Source organism: Streptomyces sp. NPDC058663, assembly GCF_042716745.1.
Taxonomy (GTDB): domain Bacteria; phylum Actinomycetota; class Actinomycetes; order Streptomycetales; family Streptomycetaceae; genus Streptomyces.
Genome location: NZ_JBHXRV010000042.1, coordinates 12,772 through 34,695 on the forward strand (window position 1 = coordinate 12,772; position 21,924 = coordinate 34,695).

23 protein-coding genes are annotated in these 21,924 nt (G+C 72.5%); 13 read left to right on the forward strand and 10 right to left on the reverse strand.

The window, feature by feature from the left end; all coding sequences use genetic code 11:
• Positions 1–97 precede the first annotated feature (97 nt).
• From ACFWVV_RS27395 to ACFWVV_RS27405, 3 genes are all read left to right on the forward strand, one after another.
• Complete coding sequence (locus tag ACFWVV_RS27395) at positions 98–1,621, forward strand: ABC transporter substrate-binding protein (RefSeq protein ID WP_384358420.1); 1,524 nt, start codon at positions 98–100, stop codon at positions 1,619–1,621.
• Between the two features lie 12 nt (positions 1,622–1,633).
• A complete protein-coding gene (locus ACFWVV_RS27400; RefSeq protein WP_384358418.1) occupies positions 1,634–3,559 on the forward strand; it encodes an ABC transporter permease subunit in 1,926 nt (641 codons plus the stop codon).
• A 125-nt stretch (positions 3,560–3,684) separates the two neighbouring features.
• Complete coding sequence (locus ACFWVV_RS27405) at positions 3,685–4,518, forward strand: PIG-L family deacetylase (RefSeq protein ID WP_384358416.1); 834 nt, start codon at positions 3,685–3,687, stop codon at positions 4,516–4,518.
• A 12-nt stretch (positions 4,519–4,530) separates the two neighbouring features.
• On the opposite strand, the gene ACFWVV_RS27410 is transcribed toward ACFWVV_RS27405, so the two are convergent.
• Positions 4,531–4,755: a DUF4287 domain-containing protein gene (locus ACFWVV_RS27410; protein WP_384358414.1), complete on the reverse strand. Its 225-nt coding sequence runs from the start codon at positions 4,753–4,755 to the stop codon at positions 4,531–4,533.
• 396 nt (positions 4,756–5,151) lie between these two features.
• A complete protein-coding gene (locus ACFWVV_RS27415) occupies positions 5,152–5,517 on the reverse strand; it encodes a hypothetical protein (RefSeq protein ID WP_384358412.1) in 366 nt (121 codons plus the stop codon).
• A 330-nt stretch (positions 5,518–5,847) separates the two neighbouring features.
• Between ACFWVV_RS27415 and ACFWVV_RS27420 the strand changes: the two genes are divergently transcribed.
• From ACFWVV_RS27420 to ACFWVV_RS27440, 5 genes are all read left to right on the forward strand, one after another.
• Positions 5,848–6,090, forward strand: coding sequence for a hypothetical protein (locus ACFWVV_RS27420; protein ID WP_384358410.1), 243 nt, complete (start codon positions 5,848–5,850; stop codon positions 6,088–6,090).
• 71 nt (positions 6,091–6,161) lie between these two features.
• The gene (locus ACFWVV_RS27425) at positions 6,162–6,356 is read left to right on the forward strand and encodes a hypothetical protein (protein WP_384358408.1); all 195 of its coding nucleotides are present in this window, start codon (positions 6,162–6,164) and stop codon (positions 6,354–6,356) included.
• 255 nt (positions 6,357–6,611) lie between these two features.
• On the forward strand, positions 6,612–6,845 hold the full coding sequence (locus ACFWVV_RS27430; protein ID WP_384358406.1) for a chaplin: 234 nt from the start codon (positions 6,612–6,614) through the stop codon (positions 6,843–6,845).
• Positions 6,846–6,987: 142 nt separating this feature from the next.
• Positions 6,988–8,100 (forward strand): chaplin family protein, encoded by a 1,113-nt coding sequence (locus ACFWVV_RS27435; RefSeq protein WP_384358404.1) that lies wholly within the window; start codon positions 6,988–6,990, stop codon positions 8,098–8,100.
• 200 nt (positions 8,101–8,300) lie between these two features.
• A complete protein-coding gene (locus ACFWVV_RS27440; RefSeq protein WP_384358402.1) occupies positions 8,301–8,615 on the forward strand; it encodes a hypothetical protein in 315 nt (104 codons plus the stop codon).
• Positions 8,616–9,076: 461 nt separating this feature from the next.
• On the opposite strand, the gene ACFWVV_RS27445 is transcribed toward ACFWVV_RS27440, so the two are convergent.
• Positions 9,077–9,484, reverse strand: a complete 408-nt coding sequence (locus tag ACFWVV_RS27445) for a rodlin (RefSeq protein WP_384422828.1) — start codon at positions 9,482–9,484, stop codon at positions 9,077–9,079.
• 273 nt (positions 9,485–9,757) lie between these two features.
• Between ACFWVV_RS27445 and ACFWVV_RS27450 the strand changes: the two genes are divergently transcribed.
• Positions 9,758–10,168, forward strand: coding sequence for a rodlin (locus ACFWVV_RS27450; RefSeq protein WP_384422831.1), 411 nt, complete (start codon positions 9,758–9,760; stop codon positions 10,166–10,168).
• Between the two features lie 181 nt (positions 10,169–10,349).
• On the opposite strand, the gene ACFWVV_RS27455 is transcribed toward ACFWVV_RS27450, so the two are convergent.
• The 5 genes from ACFWVV_RS27455 to ACFWVV_RS27475 form a co-directional block, all read right to left on the reverse strand.
• Positions 10,350–10,850, reverse strand: coding sequence for a DUF5949 family protein (locus tag ACFWVV_RS27455; protein ID WP_384355015.1), 501 nt, complete (start codon positions 10,848–10,850; stop codon positions 10,350–10,352).
• A 115-nt stretch (positions 10,851–10,965) separates the two neighbouring features.
• Complete coding sequence (locus ACFWVV_RS27460; RefSeq protein WP_384355013.1) at positions 10,966–12,183, reverse strand: ABC transporter permease; 1,218 nt, start codon at positions 12,181–12,183, stop codon at positions 10,966–10,968.
• Positions 12,180–12,893: an ABC transporter ATP-binding protein gene (locus tag ACFWVV_RS27465; protein WP_384355011.1), complete on the reverse strand. Its 714-nt coding sequence runs from the start codon at positions 12,891–12,893 to the stop codon at positions 12,180–12,182. Before ACFWVV_RS27465 ends, ACFWVV_RS27460 begins: the two co-directional genes overlap by 4 nt.
• Positions 12,890–13,957, reverse strand: coding sequence for an efflux RND transporter periplasmic adaptor subunit (locus ACFWVV_RS27470; RefSeq protein ID WP_384355009.1), 1,068 nt, complete (start codon positions 13,955–13,957; stop codon positions 12,890–12,892). Before ACFWVV_RS27470 ends, ACFWVV_RS27465 begins: the two co-directional genes overlap by 4 nt.
• Positions 13,954–14,496, reverse strand: a complete 543-nt coding sequence (locus tag ACFWVV_RS27475) for a hypothetical protein (RefSeq protein WP_384355007.1) — start codon at positions 14,494–14,496, stop codon at positions 13,954–13,956. The genes ACFWVV_RS27470 and ACFWVV_RS27475 overlap by 4 nt, the downstream gene beginning before the upstream one ends.
• A gap of 88 nt (positions 14,497–14,584) precedes the next feature.
• Here ACFWVV_RS27475 and ACFWVV_RS27480 point away from each other — a divergent pair, with 88 nt between their 5' ends.
• From ACFWVV_RS27480 to ACFWVV_RS27490, 3 genes are all read left to right on the forward strand, one after another.
• The gene (locus tag ACFWVV_RS27480) at positions 14,585–15,244 is read left to right on the forward strand and encodes a response regulator transcription factor (RefSeq protein WP_384355005.1); all 660 of its coding nucleotides are present in this window, start codon (positions 14,585–14,587) and stop codon (positions 15,242–15,244) included.
• 182 nt (positions 15,245–15,426) lie between these two features.
• Positions 15,427–16,677: a sensor histidine kinase gene (locus ACFWVV_RS27485; protein ID WP_384355027.1), complete on the forward strand. Its 1,251-nt coding sequence runs from the start codon at positions 15,427–15,429 to the stop codon at positions 16,675–16,677.
• Positions 16,674–17,546, forward strand: a complete 873-nt coding sequence (locus ACFWVV_RS27490; RefSeq protein ID WP_384355003.1) for a sulfurtransferase — start codon at positions 16,674–16,676, stop codon at positions 17,544–17,546. Before ACFWVV_RS27485 ends, ACFWVV_RS27490 begins: the two co-directional genes overlap by 4 nt.
• Before the next feature lie 245 nt (positions 17,547–17,791).
• Here the strand turns inward: ACFWVV_RS27490 and ACFWVV_RS27495 are convergent, their stop codons facing one another.
• A complete protein-coding gene (locus tag ACFWVV_RS27495) occupies positions 17,792–18,817 on the reverse strand; it encodes a PRC and DUF2382 domain-containing protein (protein ID WP_384355001.1) in 1,026 nt (341 codons plus the stop codon).
• A 360-nt stretch (positions 18,818–19,177) separates the two neighbouring features.
• Between ACFWVV_RS27495 and ACFWVV_RS27500 the strand changes: the two genes are divergently transcribed.
• Entirely contained in the window at positions 19,178–21,634 is a 2,457-nt protein-coding gene (locus tag ACFWVV_RS27500; protein ID WP_384354999.1) for an ATP-binding protein, read from the forward strand.
• Here the strand turns inward: ACFWVV_RS27500 and ACFWVV_RS27505 are convergent.
• Positions 21,607–21,759, reverse strand: a complete 153-nt coding sequence (locus tag ACFWVV_RS27505; protein ID WP_384354997.1) for a hypothetical protein — start codon at positions 21,757–21,759, stop codon at positions 21,607–21,609. The genes ACFWVV_RS27500 and ACFWVV_RS27505 overlap by 28 nt on opposite strands.
• Between the last annotated feature and the right edge of the window lie 165 nt (positions 21,760–21,924).

Genomic DNA, 21,924 nt, shown 5'->3' on the forward strand with positions numbered 1-21,924 from the left:
GGTTAGCCTTACCTCATATGCTGGTCGACTTCTGGCCCGTCCGGTACGCCGGGTGGGCCGGAGCCATCCGCAGATCCGTGACGACTGGACCCCCCACATGCGCACCACTCACCGTGGCCTGATCGCGGCGCTCGCGCTCGCGCCCCTGCTCACCGGCTGTTTCGCGGCGAACGAGAACACGTCCGGTGCGGCCGCGGACGGTGCGAAGCGGTTGCGGGTCGCGCTCGCCGTGCCGCCGGTGCAGGCGCTCTCGCCGTACAGCAACGACGCCACCGTGCTCAGCAAGCTGTCCGTCGCCGAGGGACTGACCAAGCTCGGCAAGGACGGCAACGCTCAGCCGGCCCTGGCGAAGTCGTGGCAGCGGGTGGACGCGAAGACGTGGACCTTCGAGCTGCGGAAGGCGTCGTTCCAGGACGGCACCCAGGTGACCGCCGCCGCGGTGGTCAACGCGCTGGACCACGCGGGCAAGGCGGCCACCAAACCCCGGGTGCTGAGCGATGTCGCGCTGAAGGCGAAGGCCGACGACGCCGGCACCGTACGGATCACCAGCAGTACGCCGGACCCCGTGCTGCCGTGGCGCCTGGCGAGCCCCGCGCTCGGCATCCTCTCCGCCAAGGCCTACGCGAAGGACGGCACCGTCAGCCCGGTCGGGACGGGGACGGGAGCCTTCCGGATCGCTGAGGTCGCGGGGAAGACCAAGGCCAGGCTCGACCGTTTCGACGGGTACTGGGGTGGCAAGGCCAAGGCGGCCGGTGTCGACGTGTCGTGGATCGCGGACGGCACCGCCCGTACGAACGCACTGCGCGGCGGCGAGGTCGACATCGCCGAATGGATACCCACCTCGCAGGCGAAGCTCCTTCCCGAGGGCACCCGGCACGAGGTGCCGTCCGTACGGACGGACAGCCTGGTGCTGAACACGGGCGGCGGCGTCTTCGCCGACGCCGGCATGCGGGGCGCCGCCCGCAAGGCGGTGGACGGTTCCGTGCTCGTCGGCTCCGTGTTCGGCGGGTACGGGGACGCCCCCGAGGGGCTGTTCGGGCCGGGCGTCGGCTGGGCCGCCGGAGCGCGGGACAAGCAGCGGCCGGCCGGCCGGGCGGAGGCCGCGAGCGCAGCCGAGGTGAAGGAGAAGGCCAGGAGCAAGACGCTGCGGCTGGCGACGTACACCAACCGCGCCGAACTGCCCGAGGTCGCCAGCGTGGTGCAGCAGCAACTGGAGAAGGCCGGGTTCGAGGTCGAGCAGGACGTCCGCGAGTACACGCAGATGGAGGCGGACCTGCTCGCCGGGAAGTACGACGCGCTCGTCTTCTCGCGCGTGACGCTGCTCGACACCGGTGACGCCGTGTCGTACCTCGCCAGCGACTACGCGAGCAAGGGCGTCTACAACATCGCCCGGCTCAAGGACCCTGCCGTGGACAAGGCGATCGCGGCGGCCGCCGAGGAGGGCGACACCGGGGAGCGGCGCAAGAAGATCATGGCCGCCGAGGCCGAGATCCTGCGCACCGACGCGGTGCTGCCACTGGTGCACGAGAAGGTCGTGCAGGGCATCGGCACCGACGTCACGGGCGTGCTGCTCGATCCGCGTGAGCGCTCGCTGATCGACGCCGGCACCCGGCTGAAGTAGCAGCGGCGCCAGATGACGGTCGAGGATTCGGCGCCGCGGGACGCCCGGCGGGGAGCTGCGCGGGAGGTCCTGCGGGAAGCCCAGCGGGAGGCCTCACAGGAAGCCGTACAGGAAGCCGTACAGGACGCCGCGCAAAAGGCACCGCCCGCCGCCCCCGCCCCCCGTCGCCGTCTCGCGTTCGCCTGGCGGGGCGGGGTGGGGGCCGGGGCCGGGCGGGTGGTCGCGGGGGGCCTGCTGCTGTGCACGGTCGCGCTGCTGCCGTGGCTCTCGCGCAGCGACCCCGCGCTGACCGTCCTGCGCACCCGTTCCGCCGAGCAGAACCCGACGCCGGAGGCGCTCGCCGCCGTACGGGAGCAACTCGGCCTGGAACAGGGCCCGTTGTCCCTGCTAAGGCAGTGGCTCGGCGGGCTGCTGCGCGGCGACGCGGGGACCTCCTGGGTGTCCGGGGAAGCAGTGCTTTGGGATCTGCTGGCGGCGCTCGGGGTGTCGGCCACGATGGTGGCCGGGGCGCTGGCGGTGACCGTCGTGGTCGCCGCGCTGGTGTGCGCCAGGACCGTCTTCCTCGGCTCGCGGCGGCGGTTGCACCGCGCGCGGGCGGGAACCGGGGCGGCCGTGCTCGCCGCACTGCCGAAATTCCTGCTGGCATCCGTGTTGGCCACGGTGTTCGGGGTGTGGCTGGGCTGGTTCCCGTCGAGCGGCTGGGCGGGACCCGCGTCGATGGTGCTGCCCGCGCTGGCGCTCGGGGTGCCGTCGGGCGCGATGATCGGCGGGCTGCTGGACCAGGCGCTGCCTGCCGCCTTCCACGAGCCGTGGGCGCGCACCCGGTACGCCGTCGGCCTCCCGTCGGGGCGTGCCGTGGGACCCGCGCTGCGCCGGACCCTGCCCGGGGTGCTGCCGCAACTGCTGCCCACGGTCGTTGCGCTCGTCGGCGGGGCCGTGTCCGTCGAGATGATCTTCAATGTGCCCGGGGTGGGGCGGCTGGTGCTGAACGCCGCCCTCGCCCAGGACCTGCCGGTGCTCCAGGCGGGCACGCTGACCCTGGTCCTGCTGGGTGCCGCCGCCGGGCTCGCGCTGCGGGCCGTACGGCGGCGGATGCTCGGGCCCGCCCTGCGCGACGGCGCGCTGCCCACCCTGCACCGCCCGCCGATGCCCGTACCGGGGTCACTGCGGTACGTCGCCGGGGGCTGCGCGGCCGTACTGGTGGCGCTGTGCGTGGCGGGGCTGCTGCGGGATCCGCTGCATCTGGACACGGCGGCGCGCCTGGTGGCGCCGTCCCTGGAACACCCGTTGGGCACCGACTCGCTGGGCCGCGACCTGCTGGCCAGGCTCGGTCACGGGGCGGTGCGCACGGCGGGGGTCGCGCTGGGCGTGACGGTGGTCAGCGTGCTGCTGGGTGTGCTGCTCGGCCTGGCGGCCGGGGTGGGTGCCGGGCTGACGGAAGTGGCCTCGACGCTGCCCGCCGTGGTGGCCGGGCTGCTGGTCACCGGTTTGACGGGCCCCTCCGTGCTGGGTGCGGCGCTCGCCGTGTGCGTGGTCGGCTGGACTCCGTACGCCGCCCAGACCGCGGCCCTCCTCCAGCAGGAGCGGGCCGCCGGGCACGTGGCGGCGGCGGTCGCGCTGGGCGGCGGGCGGGGACACGTGCTGCGCCGCCATCTGCTGCCCGCCCTGGTGCCGCCACTGGTGCGCAACGCGCTGCTGCGGCTGCCGACCGCGGTGCTGGTGCTGGCCTCGCTGGGCTTCCTGGGCCTCGGCGAACAGCCGCCGGCCCCCGAGTGGGGGCGGCTGCTCTCGGAGAACCAGGCCTATGCGGAACTGGCCCCCTGGACGGTGCTGGGCCCTGCCGCGGCACTGGTGGTGCTGGCGGTGCTGGCGGTGACCTGCGCGGCGGTCGTACGGGGTGGGACGGGCGTACGCCGCCGGGCGCGGGCCACGGGCTGAGCGCATGCGGGGGCGCGACAGCTGCTGGGCCCCCGGGACCCGACGGCTCTGCCGGGAACAGCGGGTCCGGTCGGCGCGGTTGCACCGACCGAGAGAAGGACGCATCCCCGCAGGAGGACTGCTTTATGACTGACCGGCCCTTGACGCTGATGGCTGTGCACGCCCACCCCGACGACGAGGCCACCGGAACCGGAGGGGTCCTCGCGCGGTACGCGGCGGAGGGCATCCGCACGGTTCTCGTGACGTGTACCGACGGCGGTTGCGGGGACGGCCCCGGAGGCACCAAGCCGGGCGACCCAGGACACGATCCGGCGGCCGTCGCCGCGATCCGCCGCGAGGAACTGCGGGCGAGCTGCGACGTCCTGAAGATCAGCGACCTGGAGACGCTGGACTACGCCGACTCCGGGATGATGGGCTGGCCGACCAACGACGCCCCCGGGTCCTTCTGGCAGACCCCGGTGGCGGAAGGCGCCGCCCGGCTCGCGGAACTCATGCGGCACTACCGGCCCGATGTGGTCGTCACCTACGACGAGAACGGCTTCTACGGCCACCCCGACCACATCCAGGCCCACCGGATCACGATGGCTGCGGTGGAGATGACCGGGCTGAAGCCGAAGGTCTACTGGACGACGATGCCCCGCTCGATGATGCAGCGGTTCGGGGAGACCATGCGCGAGTTCCAGGAGGACATGCCCGAGCCGGACCCCGCCGAGGCCGCCGCACTGGCCGAGATCGGTCTCCCCGACGACGAGATCACCACGTGGGTGGACACCATGGCGTTCAGCGGCCAGAAGTTCGACTCCCTTGCCGCGCACGCCAGTCAGGGCGAGAACATCTTCTTCCTCAAGATGGGCAAGGAGAAGTTCGGCAAGCTGATGGGCATGGAGACCTACGTACGCGTCCAGGACGCCACAGGCGCGGCCCTGCCCGAGAACGACCTCTTCGCCGGCCTGCGCTGACCCGTCCGGGGGTCAGGAGGCGGCGGCGTCCTCGGCCAGGGTGTGGGCGACCAGCGCGTTGGCGTGGCCGTGTCCGAGGGCGTGGTCCGCCTTGAGCCAGGCGACCAGTTCCATGTGCTTGGTCAGGGGGGAGGAGCGGATCAGGGTCTTCCACTCGGCGATCGGACGCCCGTACTTCTTCTCGATGGAGGGGAAGTAGCTGGCGGGACCCTTCACGGCGGTGCTCGGGCTGGTCATGGTGGGCTCCCCGTTGGGTGAGTGGTGGATACGTGGGAAGGGTGACCGGGCGGGGGACCGGAAGTCATCGGACAGCGGGTGTGGAGTGGGTCACACCCCAGGTGGGGGCCGGGTGTGCGCGGTGATGCGAAAGGGGGCCCCGATGGATGCGGGGCCCCCTTTCGCGCACGGACGCCAGGGAACGGGCCAGCGGTCGTACCCAGATGAACGACGATCTAGCCGAAACGTTGCTGCGCTCCGCGCCGCCGCCCGGCGATCTCCACAAACAGCACCGGCGGTTCACCTTTTCTCGACCGGAGCACCACAACGCCCCGGGCCACACCACAAGGGTCACCAGATGGGGCCGCCGCCGCTGGTTTGTGGGGTGGCGCCCCGTCCGGGGACTTCTTCTCCCGGTCAGCCCAGCCCGTCGAGCGGGATCCCGATCGGGCCGCCGCCCGCGGCGAGGCCACCGATGAGGGCTGCCGGGGCGGGTACGTAGCCGGCACCGCCGGGGTGCACGGCGGTGGCTGCCGACTCCGTCCGGAGCTGCTGGTTGTCGACCTTGGTCTTGACTTCGGACAGGAGCTTCTGCGGGGAGAGGAATTCCGTGACCTGCCGCACCTGCTGGGACGTCAGCTCCTCCACCTGCGTCTGCGCCTCGGCCACCTGGGAGGTCTCTGCCATGCCCTGGTCGGTGTCGTGGACGGCGAACGCCGGAGTGGCGGAGCCGAGGGCGACGAGCGTACCGGCGAGAGCGGCGGTCGCCTGGGTGTACTTCATGGGGAGGTCCTGTCCGTGAGGCGGTGGCGGGGCGGCAGGTTCCGGAGCGGCACCTGTCGTTCACCTCTGGACAACGCCCGCCGGGGCCATTGGAGACGTGGACGCCGCGCAGATCACCCTATTGACTCGTCGGCCGCGCACGCAGTTGCCCGTGCCGTACGGGCTGTTGTGCCTGGTGGGGGCGGGTGTTGGCGGCACTCGGGGGCTCAACTGTGCGGAGTGCGAACGGGGTCCGCCCCGGCGGGCCCGGGAGGGGCGGGCGCGTGACTTCCTGCCCGTACGGCTCGTTGCGCCTGCGACCAGCCGAACCCCACACCGCAGGAGAACCCGATGCGTCACCACAAGAGCTCCGCCGCCGCCCTCGCCGTCCTCGTCACGGGCTCCGCCCTCGCCGCCGCCGGCACCGCTCAGGCCGCGGCCCCCGAGGCGGCCCCGAAGCCGGGTCCCGCCGCCGCGGCGCCGGCCTCCGACCTGCTCAGCGGACTGCCGGTGGTGGGTGGTCTCACCAAGGGCGGCTCGCCCGCCGACGCCCTGCCCGGTGGCCTGCTCGGCGGTCTCCCGGTCGGCGGCTGACCCTCGACGGCCCTGCCGATCGGCCGCGGCGGTGGGCGTGACCCGCAGGTACGCCCGCCGTTGGACAGCCCATGAAGAAGCACACTCTGATCCTCACGGCCGCCGCGGCCGTCGCGCTGGCCTCTTCGGCCGGTGCCGCCGCGGCGGACGAGATTCCGCTGGGCCTGCCTCTCGTCGTGCCACAGGTGGCGGACGGGAGCTTCGAGGGCGCCGACCGGCTGGTGGACCACGGGATTCCGGTCCCGGCCGGTGCGACGGCCAGGTGAGAGCCCGGGGAGCGCCCGGGGAGGGCCCGGTGACACCTCGTCGTACCCCTGTGCCGCCCCGGCGCCGCCCCTCCATTGCCGCCTTTTTCTACGGGCCTTTCGGGTGACGGAGAAAACTCGCCGAATGAAGTGAGTTTCCTCAATGCCGCCGGATCGTTACGGATAGCGACGGCGGTTCGACGGGATTCTGCATCGAAACTCGTGCAGCACGAAATACGTGGCTGTTCTTGGTGCCGCCGAAAGAAAGGTCACACAATGAAGTTCACGAAGGTTGCTGCTGTTGCCGCCGGCTCGCTGATGGCCCTGGGTGCGGCTTCCCCCGCCATGGCCGACGCCGAGGCCGAGGGCGTCGCGGCTCACTCCCCGGGCGTCCTCTCCGGCAACCTCGTCCAGGTTCCGGTGCACATCCCGGTGAACGTCTGTGGCAACACGGTCAACGTGATCGCCCTGCTGAACCCGGCGTTCGGGAACACCTGCGTCAACAAGTAGCGCTCCCTCCGAACCCTTGTGAGTTCGGATCCGGACAGCCCCTGAGCACACGCCACGTGCTCGGGGGCTGTCCAATCAGCGCCCCCTTGAGTGGGTGAGCAATCGGCTGGCCCCGCAAGCACGAAAGACAGGGAACGGCGAAGTGCGACAGGTATTGAAGAAGAGAGTGCTGCTCACCGCAGCCGTCTCCGGTGTGGTCTCCCTGACGACCGGGGGATACGCTCACGCCGACGCGGCAGGCAACAGCACGGTCTCGAATTCGCCGGGGGTCGCCTCCGGCAACAGCGCCCAGGTCCCGGTGCACATCCCGGTGAATGCCTGTGGCAACACGGTCGACGTGATCGGTCTGCTGAACCCCGCTTTCGGCAACAAGTGCGCCAACCAGTCGGCGAAGAAGCCGGGCAGGAACAGCGGCGCCACGGCCGGCTCGACGGTCACGGGCTCCCCCGGTGTCGCTTCCGGGAACAACGTGCAGGTCCCCGTGCAGGTGCCGGTCAACGCGTGCGGCAACACGGCGAACGTGGTGGCTGCCCTGAACCCGACGTTCGGCAACACGTGCGTCAACGGCCCGGCCGAGTCGGCCCCGCCGTCCCACAAGCCGCCGGTCGACCAGCCGCCGGTCGACCAGCCGCCGGTCGATCAGCCTCCGTCCAACAAGCCGCCGACCGACGAGCCCCCGGTCTACGAGCCCCCGACGGACGAACCGCCGGTCCACCAGCCCCCGACGGACCAGCCACCGACCGATGGTCCGCCGACGGACCAGCCGCCCACGAACCAGCCGCCGACGGACGTGCCCCCGGGCAACGAGCCTCCGACGGACGCGCCCCCGGTCGGTCAGCCCCCGACGGACCAGCCCCCCACCAACGTCCCTCCGGTCGGCCAGCCGCCCACGGACCAGCCGCCCACCAACGTGCCCCCGGTCGGCCAGCCCCCGACGGACCAGCCCCCCACCAACGTCCCCCCGGTCGGCCAGCCGCCCACGCCGCCGAAGCCCGGTAAGCCCGCCGAGCCCGGGACACCCGGTAAGCCCGGTGAGCCCGCCAAGCCCGGGACCCCCGGGGAGCCCACCAAGCCCGGCAAGCCCGCCCAGCCCGCCCAGCCCGGGACGCCCGGCAAGCCCACGGGCCCCGGTAAGCCCGGCGAGCAGCTGGCGCACACCGGTGCCGGTGAGCTCGGTGGTGCCGCTGCGCTGAGCGCGGCGCTCCTCGCCGGTGGCGTGCTGATGACCCGTCGCGGACGCGCCGCCCAGCGCTGACACCGGCGCCGTCTCACGGCACATGACGTACGGGTGGGGCAGGCCTCGGCAGGCCTGCCCCACCTTTTCGTCGTCCCCGGCTTCCCCGCATGCGGGTGAAGCGCGAGGAATTGTGCATGGATTCAGTTTCCCCGGGGGCCGGCCCGCCGTTAGTCCGGAAGAACCCGAAGAACCACACCGCAGAGATTGAGGACATTTCGATGAAGTACACCAAGGCAGCTTCGGTTCTGGCCGTGTCGATGGTTGCCGTCGGTGCGGCCTCCTCGGCGGCGGCCGCGGCGGCCCCCGTGCCGACCAGCCCCTCGATGAGTCTCAACTCGGGTCTGGCGCAGGTGGTGGACGCGTACAACACGCACTCCCAGAAGCTCGACGCCCCGCTGCCGTTGGTCGGCCCGGCGACCGAGCTGGCCAAGAAGGTGCACGACGTCAAGGAGGCGAACCCGCTGCAGCTGGTCGAGGGCGCCGTCGGCGGGAACGCCACCGGATCGATGCTCGGTGGACTGCCGCTCGGCTGACCGGTCCCCTCCCGAAGACGCACCAGCACGCAACAGGGCCCCACAGGAGAACTGTGGGGCCCTGTTGCGTGCGAAAGGGCGGTGCGAGAGGCCGGTGGGAAAGGGCGGTGCGGAGGGGTGGTGCGAAAAGGGGGCTCAGAGGCTGGCGGCCTCGTTGCCGAAGGCCGGGTCGAGCAGCCGCGCGGCCTTAATTCCCGGGAGAGGACATCCGTGGCATTCGGGTGATTCCCGATGAACTCGCCCTGTGTTTACGGTAATCTGCTCCCTGAACCTGTGCGGGCGGTATTCCCAGCCGTCGGCTTCCTCGCCGTCGAATACCGCCGTTTTACCTCGCACGGATTCTCGTCCCTCCTGAAGTACCGCACAGCACTGCGCCCCCCGGCCTGGAGTCCGGGGGGCGCAGTGCTGTGCGGGGGAGAAAACCGTGCGTGCGGCCCGTGGGGCCGCACGCACGAACGGCGTCAGTGGTTGCCGTTGCCGTTGCCCGAGAGGACGGGGATGTCGCTGAGGATGTGCGACAGCGGCTCGTCGCCCTTGGCCTGGGTCGAGTTCTCGACACACTGCTGGTTCTGGGGCGCGGACAGGATCGGGATGTCCTGGACACCGACGTTCACCAGGGCGACGAGGGACTGGAGGTTGGCCTTCGCCGGCAGACCGATGCAGGGCTTGTTCAGCGAACCCTGGACCAGGGACATCTGCGGGCTCATGTCGCCGCGGGTGTAGGAGTTGCCGTAGTGCTGCTCGGCACCGTTGCCGCTCTGCGAGGTGGTGCCGGTGTCGTCCGTGATCGCCATGGCCTGCGGGGCGCCGACAGCGCCGAGGCCCAGCGCGCTCGCTGCGAGCATGGCGGATGCCATGACCTTCTTCATCTCTGAATCCTTCTTTCCCATGGAGTACCCCGTGTCGGAGCTCCCTGGAAAACTGCGCAGCGAACCATTGGTTATCGTCATTCACCCGGACGGGAACGGCATGCACCCAAGCGTGCCCAATTGAATGAAGAACAGATTGACTGCAAATAGGGACGGCGTCGCCCTCTGGGCAGCTTTTATGCCATACGGGTGAACGGAAGGAACCAAACCCGGGTCCTGACTGTTGGGCAGCGAGTAAAAGGCCTACACCCCTGGAACGAAGAGGTTTTCTCCATGCGTAACAAGATGATGGTCTCGTCCGCTCTCGCCGTGGCCGCGATGGGCCTGGGTGCCGTCGGCGCCCCGCAGGCCATGGCGCTCGCGGACGACACCGGCACGACGTCGCAGAGCGGCAACGGTGCGGAGCAGCACTACGGCAACGCCGCGACCCACGGCGACATGAGCCCGCAGATGTCCCTGGTCCAGGGTTCGCTGAACAAGCCCTGCATCGGTCTGCCGGCGAAGGCCAACCTCCAGTCCCTCGTCGCCCTGGTGAACGTCGGTGTCCAGGACATCCCGATCCTGTCCGCGCCCCAGAACCAGCAGTGTGTCGAGAACTCGACCCAGGCCAAGGGCGACGAGCCGCTGTCGCACATCCTCAGCGACATCCCGGTCCTCTCGGGTAACGGCGCCCACAACGGCTGAGACCAGGGCCTTCCGCCCTGGACCAGCTGACTGTGTGCGCGTGAACAGCCGCTCGCGCGCATGGGGATGAGGTGGCACCTGTGGCCCCGCGAAGACACGTCTTCGCGGGGCCACAGGCCTGTCAGGAGCCGGTTTCCGGTGCGCTCGCCCCCGGTTGCCGCCGGTTGCCGCGCCGACGGTCCTACTTGCGCAGGCGGGCTGCCGGGAGGCGGCAGTGGGCGGCGGACAGGATGGTCTCCTCGTCGCCGACGAACGCCTTGAGCTGGTCCTCGGTGACCGGCCGGCCGGGCTGGAACTCGGGCCACGGGCGGGTGGTGAACATGAGGTGCACCTGGCCGCGCTTCTCGGCGGCCGCGGCCCACTCCGGCGGGACGGCACAGGTGACGTTGAGGTGGGGCAGGGTCAGCACCGCGTTGCCGCCCTCCACCATGAGGGTCACCGGGACGCTGGAGAGCGCACCGTTGACGATGGCGCCGCCCACGGGCAGGCCCGCCTGGGCGAGCAGGGCGCGGACGGCCGCCTGGCCCTCTTCTTCGGTCCCCGCCCCGTCGCCGAGCGCGTACGCGAGGAGGAAGGCCGCGTCGCGGCCGTCGTCGGCGTGCTCGCCCGCCCAGGGGAGCACCGCGATGGTGCCCAAGTGCGCGTGATTGAGGGCAGTTTCAGCAGGTTTGGTTGCAGTCATGCGACAGGACAGTAATTGCCGGGTGTCTCCGCTCTCCGCCTCTTGTCACCCACTCGGCCCAAGGAACGTGACCCGGTAGCCCGTACGTGTCACCGCGTGCGAACCGGGCCGGACGTCAGGCCGCCTGGAGTGCCAGCGTCGGGGAGAGGCGTGCGGCGCGGACGGCCGGGTAGAGGCCCGCCACCGTGCCGATCACCAGGGTGGCGGCGAAACCGCCGGTCACCGCCCAGAGCGGGACGACCCAGGGCAGGCCGCCGGACGCCGCGTACACGCCCGTCGCCGCCGCGCCCAGGGCCACGCCGGCGAGGCCGCCCAGGCCCGAGAGCATCAGGGACTCCGTGACGAACTGGATGCGGACCTGGCCGCGGGTCGCGCCCAGGGAACGGCGCAGACCGATCTCGTGGCGTCGTTCGAGAACCGAGATGATCATGGTGTTGGCCACGCCGACGCCGCCCACCAGGAGGGCGATGCCGCCCAGGCCCAGCAGGAGCGTGGAGAAGGCGCCCTCGGTGGCTGCCTTGGCGCGCAGGGCCGAGGACGGGTCGCTCACGCTGACGTTCTGCGGGTTCTGCGGGTCGACGGTGGCCGCGAGGAGCGAGCGTACGTACGGGACGGCCGCGTCGTGGGAGCGCTCGTAGACCGACGTCGGATGTCCGTCGAAGCCGAGGAGCCGCTCCGCGGCCGACCAGCCGACCAGGGCCGAGCGCTCGATCTCCGGTGCCAGCGGCAGGGGGGCCAGGATGCCGACGACGGTGAAGTAGCGGTCGTCGAGCCAGACCTGGCGGCCGGGCGCCGTGATGCCCAGGCGTGCGGCCGCGACATGGCCGAGGACCACGGACGGATAGCGGCCGTTGGCGGCGTTGAGCCAGGTGCCGTGGGCCGTCCCGCCGCGCAGCACCTTCAGCAGGTCCTGGGTGGCGGCCTTCACGGTGATGCCGGCGGTCTCCTCCTCGGGGATCTTCTCGGTGCGGCGTACCGAGCGCGCCACGTCGCCCGTCGCGCCCACCTGTTCGACGCCGTCGACGCGGCCGGTCATGCCGACCGCGTCCTTGGGGAGCTTGACCTCCTGGCCGGAGAACATCGAATCGCCGGGGGTCGCCACGAGCAGGTTCGTGCCCAGCCTGTCCAGTTGGCGCAGGAGCTGGGCCTGGCTGGACGCCGAGATGCCGACCACGGCGATCATCGTGGCGATGCCGATGGCGATGCCGAGTGCGGACAGGACGATCCGGACGGGGCGGCTGCGCAGACCCGCGGAGCCGACGTGGAGCACGTCGCGGGGGGTGAGACGGGCGGCCTTGAGGCCCGTACGGGCGGAAGGGGAAGGGGTGGTCATCGGGCTGCCTCCTGCGGCTGGGCGCCCGTACCGGCGGACCCGGTCTCGTCCGCGACGATCCGGCCGTCCCGGAGGCGGACCCGGCGCGGGAGCCGGTCCGCGATCTCGGTGTCGTGGGTGATGACCGCGATGGTGGCGCCCTCCGCGTTCAGGTCGCGCAGCAGTTCCATGACCGCCGCGCCGGACGCGGAGTCCAGCGCTCCGGTGGGTTCGTCGGCCAGCAGGAGGTCGGGGCTGCCGGCCACCGCCCTGGCGATCGCGACGCGTTGCTTCTGGCCGCCGGAGAGTTCGTGGGGACGGTGCTTCATGCGGTCCGCGAGGCCCACCCGGGCGAGCGCCTCGGCGGCCAGCGCGCGGCGGCGGGCCCTGGGCAGGCCCGAGTAGAGGAGCCCTTCGGCGACGTTGTCCTGGGCGCTGACGCCTGGCACCAGGTGGAAGGCCTGGAAGACGAAGCCGATGTGGCGGGCGCGCAGGGCCGAGAGCCGGCGGTCGGAGAGCGCCGACACGTCGTGCCCGGCAATCGCGACCCGTCCCGTGGTGGGCCTGTCGAGGGTCCCGACAATGTGCAGGAGTGTGGACTTGCCGGAGCCCGAAGGGCCGACGATGCCCAGCAACTCGCCCTGGTGGACCGTGAGCTGGACGCCGTCGAGGGCCTTGACCCCGCCCGCGTACTCCTTGCCGACTCCGGTCAGTTCGACCACGGTGCTCACAGGGAAGGCACCCCGACCTTCGTGCCCTCGCGCAGGGAGCCGCCGGTGACTTCCACCCGGCCGTCCGCGAACATGCCGAGCTCCACCTTCACGTCCCGGCTGCGGCCGTTCTCCACGACCTCGACGCCGAATCCGCCGCCGGGCAGCGCGAGCAGCGCGTTGACCGGCACGGACAGCACGTTCTCGGCGGTGCGGCCGGTGAGGTTGACGGTGACCGGCGACTGGTCGAAGGCCCTGACCTTCGCCGGGTCGTCGAAGGACACCGTGACGTCGACCTTGGGGGTCTTGTCCTGCGGGTCGTCGCCCGTCTTCGCCACCCTGCCGACGCCGGTCACCCTGCCCGGCACGACGGAGCCGTCCGGGAGCTCCACGGTGACCTTCGTTCCGGTCTTCGCGAGGGACCCTTCGGAGACGGGCAGCTGGAAGCGGACGACGCGTGCGGAGCCGGTGACGGTCAGCACCGTCCTGCCGGGGCCCGTCTGGTCGCCGACCGCCGCGCCCGTCTCCTTCACCCGCAGCGGGCCGGACGCGAAGGCCACCTGGTCGGGGCCGATCCGCCCGGTCCGCTTCAGGCTGTGGGACTTCTGCCAGCGTTTGACGGCCTGGGCGGTGCCTTCGGTGTACGTGCCGTCGACCGTGAGGTACGCGCCGTACCCGAGGTCGCGCAGGTTCTCCTCCAGTTCCCGGACGTCCCGGCCCTTGTCGCCCGGCTTCAGCGTCCGGTACATCGGCCCGCTGCCGTACAGCAGCCGTACCGGCGTGCCGTCGATCTCGTAGAGACGCTGGTCGCGTACGACGGCGGAACCGGTGGCCGCGATCCAGGTGAGGGTGCCGGAGACGGTGCCCGTGGTGAGCTTGCGCTCCTGGGCGTGGCCGAGGGTGCCGGTCCTGCGGCTGCTCTCGCTGAGGTCGCCGCGCTGGACGGCGGCGGTGTGGCGGGAGGGCCCGCTGCCGGTGGGGGCGGAGTTCCGTTCGGGGGCGCCGTACGCGGCGACGGCGGCGGCCCCGCCGCCCGCGACCAGGAGCAGGGCGGTGGCCGCGACGACGAGCCGGCGGCGGGTCATCGGCGCTCGCCCCCGCAGGCCTTCATGGCCTTCTCGAACGTGTCCTTCTCAGGTCCCGCAGTCGGCATCGGGAGTGCCTTCTGCATCGCGGCTCCGTCGAACGTGGGGTCCGGCATGTTGACGCCGTTCTTCCGCATGCAGCCCGCGAACTTGACCGCCTTGTCCTTGTCGGCCTGGGTGAGCTCGCCCGAGCCGCCGGACCCGGGTCCGCCGCCCTTGCCCCGGCACGCCTTGAAGGCCTTCTCCATCGCCTCCTTGCCGAGGTCGCCGCCGATGGTGATCCCGCGTTCGTCCTGGCCGGGCTTCGGCTCGGGCACGTCCAGACCCTGGTCGCGCAGGCACTTGCGGTACTCCAGGGCCTTGTCGGCCTTGGTGCCCGCGCCGCCCGCGGCCTCGTCCTTGCCGGGCGCGTCGGTGCCGCCCGAGCAGGCGGCGGCGAGGAGTGCCAGGACGGCGAGGGCCGTGCAGTGGCGGATGCGCCGGGCGGTCCCGTTGGCTGGAGTGGTCGTGGTAGCCGGGGTGGGTGTGGTGGCTGTCATGGACGGAGGGTGGCGCGGTGGGGTGTTTCGTTTCTCTCAAGCCCGCCTTTACAGCGACGAAAGGTACGGGTGGGTTACACAGATCCGTATGCGCGTACTGGTGGTGGAGGACGAGGAGTTCCTCGCGGAGATGGTTGCCGAGGGGCTGCGCCGTGCCGCGCTGGCCGTGGACGTGGCGGCGGACGGCACCGAGGCCCTGCGGAAGCTGGGGTTCGGGGCGTACGACGTGATGGTCCTGGACCGTGACCTGCCGGGCGTGCACGGCGACGAGGTGTGCCGGCGGGTGGTCAGGATCGGGCTGGAGACCCGGATCCTGATGCTGACCGCCTCGGGGGCGGTGCGCGACCGGGTGGACGGGCTCGGCATCGGCGCAGACGACTACCTGACCAAGCCGTTCGCGTACGACGAGCTGCTCGCGCGGGTCCTGGCGCTGGGCCGCCGCTCCCGCCCCGCCCTGCCGCCGGTCATCGAGCGGGCCGGGATCGTGCTGGACACCGCACGCCGCCGGGCCGACCGGGACGGCCGCCCGCTGCACCTGTCCCGCAAGGAGTTCGCCGTACTGGAGACGCTGCTGCGGGCGGACGGTGCGGTGGTCAGCGGCGAGGACCTGATCGAGCAGGTCTGGGAGGAGCACACCAGCTATCGGACGAACGCGGTCCGGGTCACCCTGAGCAAGCTGCGCGCCAAGCTGGACGCACCGCCGGTGGTGGAGACGGTGCCGGGCGTGGGCTACCGGATCGCGTCGTGAGGGGCTGGAAGGGGCTGCGGGGTGTGCGGGCGCGGGGCCGGCAGGGTGCGGGGGCGCGGGGTGCGGGCGCGCGGGGTGCGGGCGGCCGTAGTGGGATGCGGGATGACCGGGGCTCGGGCGGAAGCGGCGGGATGCAGGGCCGGCGGGGTGCCGGTGGGCGGGTCGTGGCCGGGCGTACTGCCCTGCGGAGCGAGCGGGGGCGGCTGACCGCGTTGTACGGCGGGCTGCTGGTGCTGGCGGGGGCGCTGCTGACAGGGGTGGTCTACCTGCTCGTGCGGGAGGGGCTCTACTCGTCGATCAGTCTCGCGGTGACCACGGCCGTGCCCGCCCGGGTGCTCGGCGGCACGCCCGACCCGGACATCCCTGCCGTGCCCGCCCCGCACTCCTCCGTCCAGCCCTCCAGCCCGGCCCCCTTCCCTTCCGGGGCCCTTCCGCCCGGTGGGTTCCGGCGGGGCTATGTGGTGGCGCGGCAGCTCAGCGACGCCGCGGAGACGGCCGCGCTCGACCGGCTGCTGATGGTGTCGCTGGGGGTGCTCGTGCTGTACGCGCTGGCCTCGGTGGTGCTCGCCTGGTGGATGGCGGGACGCGTGCTGAGGCCGGTGGCCGTCATCACGGACACCGCGCGCCGGCTGTCCGGCGAGAACCTGCTCGGCGGTGCGCCCGGCCAGGCGTGGGGGCGCATCGCCCTGAAGGGTCCGCCCGGCGAGCTGAAGCACCTGGCCGACACCTTCGACTCGATGCTGGAGCGGATGGAGCGTCTGGTCGCCGCCCAGCAGCGGTTCGCCGCCAACGCCGCCCACGAGCTGCGCACCCCGGTGGCCGTCCAGCGGGCCGCCGCCGAGATCGGCCTGGCGGGCGAACCGGGCCCCGAGCGCGTCGCCCGCATCCGCACCAAGCTCATCGACGTCGCCGACAGCAGCGAGCGCCTCATCAACGGGTTGCTGCTGCTGGCCGCCTCCGAGCAGGGCCTGGAGCGGCGGGCCCCGGTACGGCTCGACGAGGTGGCCCGCGCGAGCGCCGAGGGCCTCGCGGCGGAGGCGGCGGAGCGGGAGGTGGCCGTGTCCGTCGAGACCCGGCCGCTGACGGTGGCGGGCGACGCCGTCCTGCTGGACCGGCTGGTGCACAACCTCCTCGCCAACGCCATCCGCCACAACCGTCCCGGCGGGCGCGTGGAACTGCGGACAGGCACGTGGGGTATCGAGGTCGTCAACACCGGCCATGTAGTGCCGGCACACACTGTTCCGCTCCTCTTCGAACCGTTCCACCACACCGGCGGCGGGGGTGCGGGACTGGGCCTCTCGATCGTCGATTCCATCGGCCACGCGCACGGGGCGACCGTCACCGCCGCCCCCAACCCGCCCCCGTCCGGCGGTCTGACAGTGCGGATACGGTTCCCCTCGATGTGGGAATCGAACGAGGGGAGCGGGCCATGAGCGCGCGGGGGACGACGGATGTGACGGTGCCGGGGCCGCTGGTGGGGACACAGTGGCTGGCGGAGCGGCTGGGGCAGCCGGGGGTGGTGGTGCTGGACGCGTCCGTGGGGGCGCACCGGGGGCGCGGGCCCTGGATTCCGGGGGCGCGGCCCTTCGACATCGACGGTGAGATGTCCGCGCACGGGCCGGACCTGCCGCCGCACACCATGCCGGACGCGGACCAATTCACCGAATCCGTAAGGGCGTTGGGGGTCGGCGACGGCGACTGCGTGGTGGTGTACGACGGTGCCGGGATCTACTCCGCCGCCCGGGCATGGTGGATGCTGCGGGCGATGGGGTGCGCACAGGTGGCCGTGCTGGACGGCGGGCTGCCGGGGTGGCGGGCGGCGGGGCTGCCCGTCGACTCCCGGGCGCCCGATCCGGCCTCGTACGTACGCGGGGACTTCACCGCCCGGCCGAGGAGCGGGGCGTTCGTCGGGCGCGAGGAGGTGCGCCGGGCGCTCGCGGACGAGGGAAGCGCCGTGCTCGACGCGCGCAGCCGGGGGCGCTTCGCCGGTACGGAGCCGGAGCCGCGCGCGGGACTGCGACCGGGCCATATGCCGGGTGCGGTGAACCTGCCGTTCGGCGAGCTGCTGGACGGGGACGGGAGGATGCGGCCGGTCCCCGAACTGCGGCGGGCCTTCGGTGAACTGGGCGTGGAGGGGCGGCGGTGGGTGGTCAGCTGCGGGTCGGGCGTGACGGCCTGCGTGCTGGCACTGGGGGCGGACCTGGCGGGCCACGGGGACGCGTCGGTCTACGACGGGTCGTGGAGCGAGTGGGGCCTGGAGGGTGCCGGGACGCCTGTCGTCACGGAGGGGGCGTCGGCCTGACTGCTGCCGGGACGCCTGTCGTCACGGAGAGGGCGTCGGCCTGACTGCTGCCGGGAGGCCTGTCGTCACGGAGGGGGCGTCGGCCTGACCGCCGACGGGACGCCTGTCGTCACGGAGGGGGCGTCGGCATGACCGCCCCCGGGGCGGCCACAGTGCAGGAGGGCCGTCGGCCCGGTCGCCACCGGGGGTGTACGTGCGAGTTCCCCGCGTCCTGGTGGGCGCGGGGAACTCGTGGGCTTCCGGGGTTACCGCTTGCCCCAGGGGTCGCCGAGGTCGTCCTGGCCCCGCGCGTGCTTCGCGCGGTTGCCCTCGTCGAACTCGATCTGCTCCTTGCGGACCTGGCCCGACACCTCCTGCTCCTCTGTCACCTTGTAGACCTCCATGCGCACCCGCTCCACCGGCACGGTCTCCTTGCTCAGGACCGCGCGCTCCTCGTGGAGCACCACCTCGACCTTGCCCTCGCCGATGTGCGCGTCCGTGTGGCCGGACCGGCGTTCGTCCTCGGTGATCGGCACGCGGGTGACGCGCACCTCCTCGTGGCTCACCTGGACCTGGTGGGTGACGTCCTCGGTGACCACGCGCTTGCGGAGCTGGGCGCGACCGCTCTCGTGCTCCTCGGTCGCGATGTTCAGCCGCTCCTCGGAGATCAGGAGCTCCTCGGTCTGGCCCTTCTCGTCCATCGCGCCGCGGTCCGTGCGGCCGTGGAGGTCGAGGTCCGGGCCGCCGCGGGTCGGCGCGCCCGCACCGGCCATCGCGCGGCCGCCGCCGGCCGCGCCCGTCCCGGCCAGCGGGCGGACGTTCGACTGGGTGCGCCCGGATGCCATGGACGAGGTCTCCGTCCTGTGGCCCGGTCCGTCGGAGGCCGCCATGCCCGCCGCCGTACCGCCGACGCCTGCCGCGTGCCGGCCGGTCGTCTGCGTGCCGCGGCGCGCGTCACCGGGGCCGGTCAGGCCGTAGTGCTGGTAGAGCGTGCCCTCCTCGGACCGGTCGAGGTGGCCGTCGACGTCGATCCTCGGCGCGTCCTTGATGACGTCCTTGTCGTGCGGCACCCGCAGACCGTTGTCGGTCCGGGTCGCACCCGCCAGGGGCACAAACGTTTCCTTGGTGCCGAAGAGACCGGTCCGTACCGTGACCCACTCCGGTTCCCCGGTGGTGTCGTCGCGGTAGACCTTCTGTACGGCTCCGACCTTGTTGCCCTCGGCATCGACGACGTTCGCGCCGGACAGGTCCTCGGGGCTGTAGCCGCCGGAGTGGACATTGGGAGAGGTCATGGGCTCCTCGTCTCCTTTTCCCTTTCGCGCAGCACCTTTCCGTGCGGTGCCCTGCACATGAGTCCAGTGCGCACGCCAGGCGGCGGGTCCGCGACCGCAGTGATCGCCCGCCGGGCCGCCACCCGCGCCTCCCGGGGCCCCGCCGACCCGCCGGATCCGCGTCTCACCAGGGCTGTAGCAGATTCGGAGCACCTCTCGGGGGACCTTCCGCACCACATACTCCGTTCGAGTGAAACAGCGAGTGCGTGCGGTCTTGCCCCAGGCCGCTACCGGGTGTCACCGCCCGGTCGGCCCTCTGACGCGCGCCGTCCGAACCCGCCACACTGGTGGGCACATTGAGGACCGCGTGTGGGGGGCGACATGGCACTCGGCTACACCCGGCGCACCGGCATGCTGCCCGTCGAAGTGACCGGCTTCGTCGGGCGGATCTCGGAGCTGGAACACGTACGTGAGCTGCTGCGGAACTCGCGGCTGGCCACCCTGACCGGCCCGGGCGGGGTCGGCAAGAGCCGTCTCGCGCTGCGCACCGCGCTCTCCCTGAAGGGCGAGTACGACGACGGGGTGGTGCTCGTCGAGCTGTCCGCGCTGCTCGACCCGGAGCTGCTGCCCGGCGCGGTGGCGAGCACGCTGGGGCTTTCCGAGCAGTCGGGGCGCACGATGCTCGACGTGGTCGTCGAGCACCTGGAGAACCGGCGGGTGCTGCTCGTCCTGGACACCTGCGAGCACCTGCTCGACGCGTGCGCCGCGCTCGCCGACCTGTTGCTGCGCGAGGCGCCGGGGGTCACCGTCCTGGCGACCAGCCGGCAGCCGCTCGACGCCCCGGGCGAACACACGCTGCCCGTACCGCCCTTGGGCGACGAGGACGCGATCGCGCTGTTCGCGCAGCGGGCCGCCGCCGTGGTCCCCGGCTTCGTGGTCGACGCGCGCAACCGGGGCAACGTACTGGCCCTCTGCACACGCCTGGACGGCATTCCGCTGGCCATCGAACTGGCCACCGTGCGGCTGCGGGCGCTTTCCCTGGAGCAGCTCGTGGCCCGTCTGGAGCACCGTTTCCAGGTGCTGACCGGCGGACGGCGCAGCGCGGCGCTCCCCCGCCACCAGACGCTCCGTACCGCCATCGACTGGAGCTACGACCTGTGCTCGCCGCCGGAGCGGCTGCTGTGGGCGCGGCTCTCGGTGTTCGCCGGCTCCTTCGACCTGGGGGCCGTCGAGGAGGTCTGCGCGGACGACGAGGACGGGCCGCGGGACACGGACGGCCCGCGGGACGCGGACAGTGCGGACGGGCCGCGGGACGCGCACCGTACGGAAGCGCAGCAGGCCGGGGGCGGCATCGGGAGCACGGGCGGAGCGGGCAGCGGGCTCTCCCGGGACGAGATCCTGGAGCACCTGATAGGTCTCGTCGACAAGTCCGTGGTGCTGCGCGACGGCGATCAGGGCGCCCGCTACCGGCTGCTCGACACGATCCGCGAGTACGGCGGCGACCGGTGTACGCCGGTGGAGCGCGAGCGGTGCCGCAGGCGCCACCGGGACCACTACCTGGGCCGGGCCTCGTACTTCTTCGAGATGCTGCTGTCGGCTGAACAGGTGCCGCTGTACTGGCAGTTGCACCGCGATCTGGCCGATCTGCGCAGCGCCCTGGAGTACTCGCTGTCCCGCCCCGACGGGGTGCGGCCGGCGCTGGTGATGGCGGCCAGGCTGTGGCCGTTCTGGTCGACGGCCGGGCTGCTCAAGGAGGGCAGGTACTGGCTGGAGAAGGGCCTCGCCCTGGACAAGGGGGCCTCCAGGGAGCGGGCCCAGGCGCTGCTCTGGGGCAGCCTGCTGGCCATCATGCAGGGCGACGTCGGCCTGGCCCACACGGGCTTCGAGGAGACCGTACGGGTCGCGGCGGAGTGCGGGTCGGAGCTGGACCGGGTGCAGGCGCTCGGCTTCCTCGGCGGCATCGCCTGGCTGATGGGCGAGGCGGAGGAGGCCCGCCGCATCCTCGACGAGGCGTACGCGGGCCAGCTGCGGATCGGTGATCCGCTGGGCCTGGTGGTGCACCACTACCAGAGCAGTTACGTCCAGTCGCTGCTCAGGCGGTCCGAGGAGGCGACCGCGCATGCCGAGGAGGCGCTGCTGCGGATCTCGCAGGCCCCGGGCGGCGGGGTGGGCGAGTGCCTGATCACCGGCCAGGTGCTCGGCATGAAGGGGCTGGCGGCCTGGACGCGCGGCGACGCCGGGGAGAGCGTGCGGCTGACGCGCGAGTCACTGCGGGCCAGCCGGGAGCTGCGGGATGTGTTCGCCGCCACGAACTCGCTGGAGCTGCTGGCCTGGGGTTCGGCGGAGACGGGCGCCAGCAGGCTGGCGGCCTGGCTGCTGGGCACCTGCGGCGAGCTGTGGCAGAAGATCGGCACCCCCATGTTCGGGGAGGCGATCTACCAGGACGACCACTCCCGGGTGGAGGCGGCGCTGCGGGCGGAGCTGGGCGAGTCGGAGTACCGGCTGCTCTACGAGCAGGGGGCGCAGATCCCGATCGACCAGGCGGTGGAGCTGGCGCTCGCCGGGGCCACCCGCCCGGTCTCGGCCGCCGACCGGGCGCCGTCCGTCGACCACCTCACCCGCCGCGAGCGGGAGGTCGCCGCGCTGATCGCGGGGGGCCTGACCAACCGGGAGATCTCCGAGCGGCTGGTGATCTCCAAGCGGACCGCCGACGCGCACGTCGAGCACATCCTGGCCAAGCTGGGCTTCTCCTCGCGCACCCAGATCGCCGCGCTGGCGAACGGTTCTGCGGATCCGGTGCCCGGCCGGCTTCAGCCCTTGGACGGGGGCCGGGCGTAGCGCGCCACGGCGCTGAGCACCGCGACGGCGAAGACCAGCGCCAGCACCAGCCAGGCGGCGACGGGCAGGGCGGGGCGTTCGGCGGCGGCGACGGCGGCGGCCAGGACCGGGTGGGCAGCGTTCATGAACCGCGTGTGCCCCGGGGACGCGCGGACGAACGCCCCATCCCCCGTCCGGGCGGCGCGGGGCGTGCCGTTGACCTCTCCGCCGTGCCCGGCGGGGCGGTACGCGACCGGGCCATGTTCCCGCCGGGCGTACCCGGCCGAGCCGTACGCGGTTCGGCGGTACGC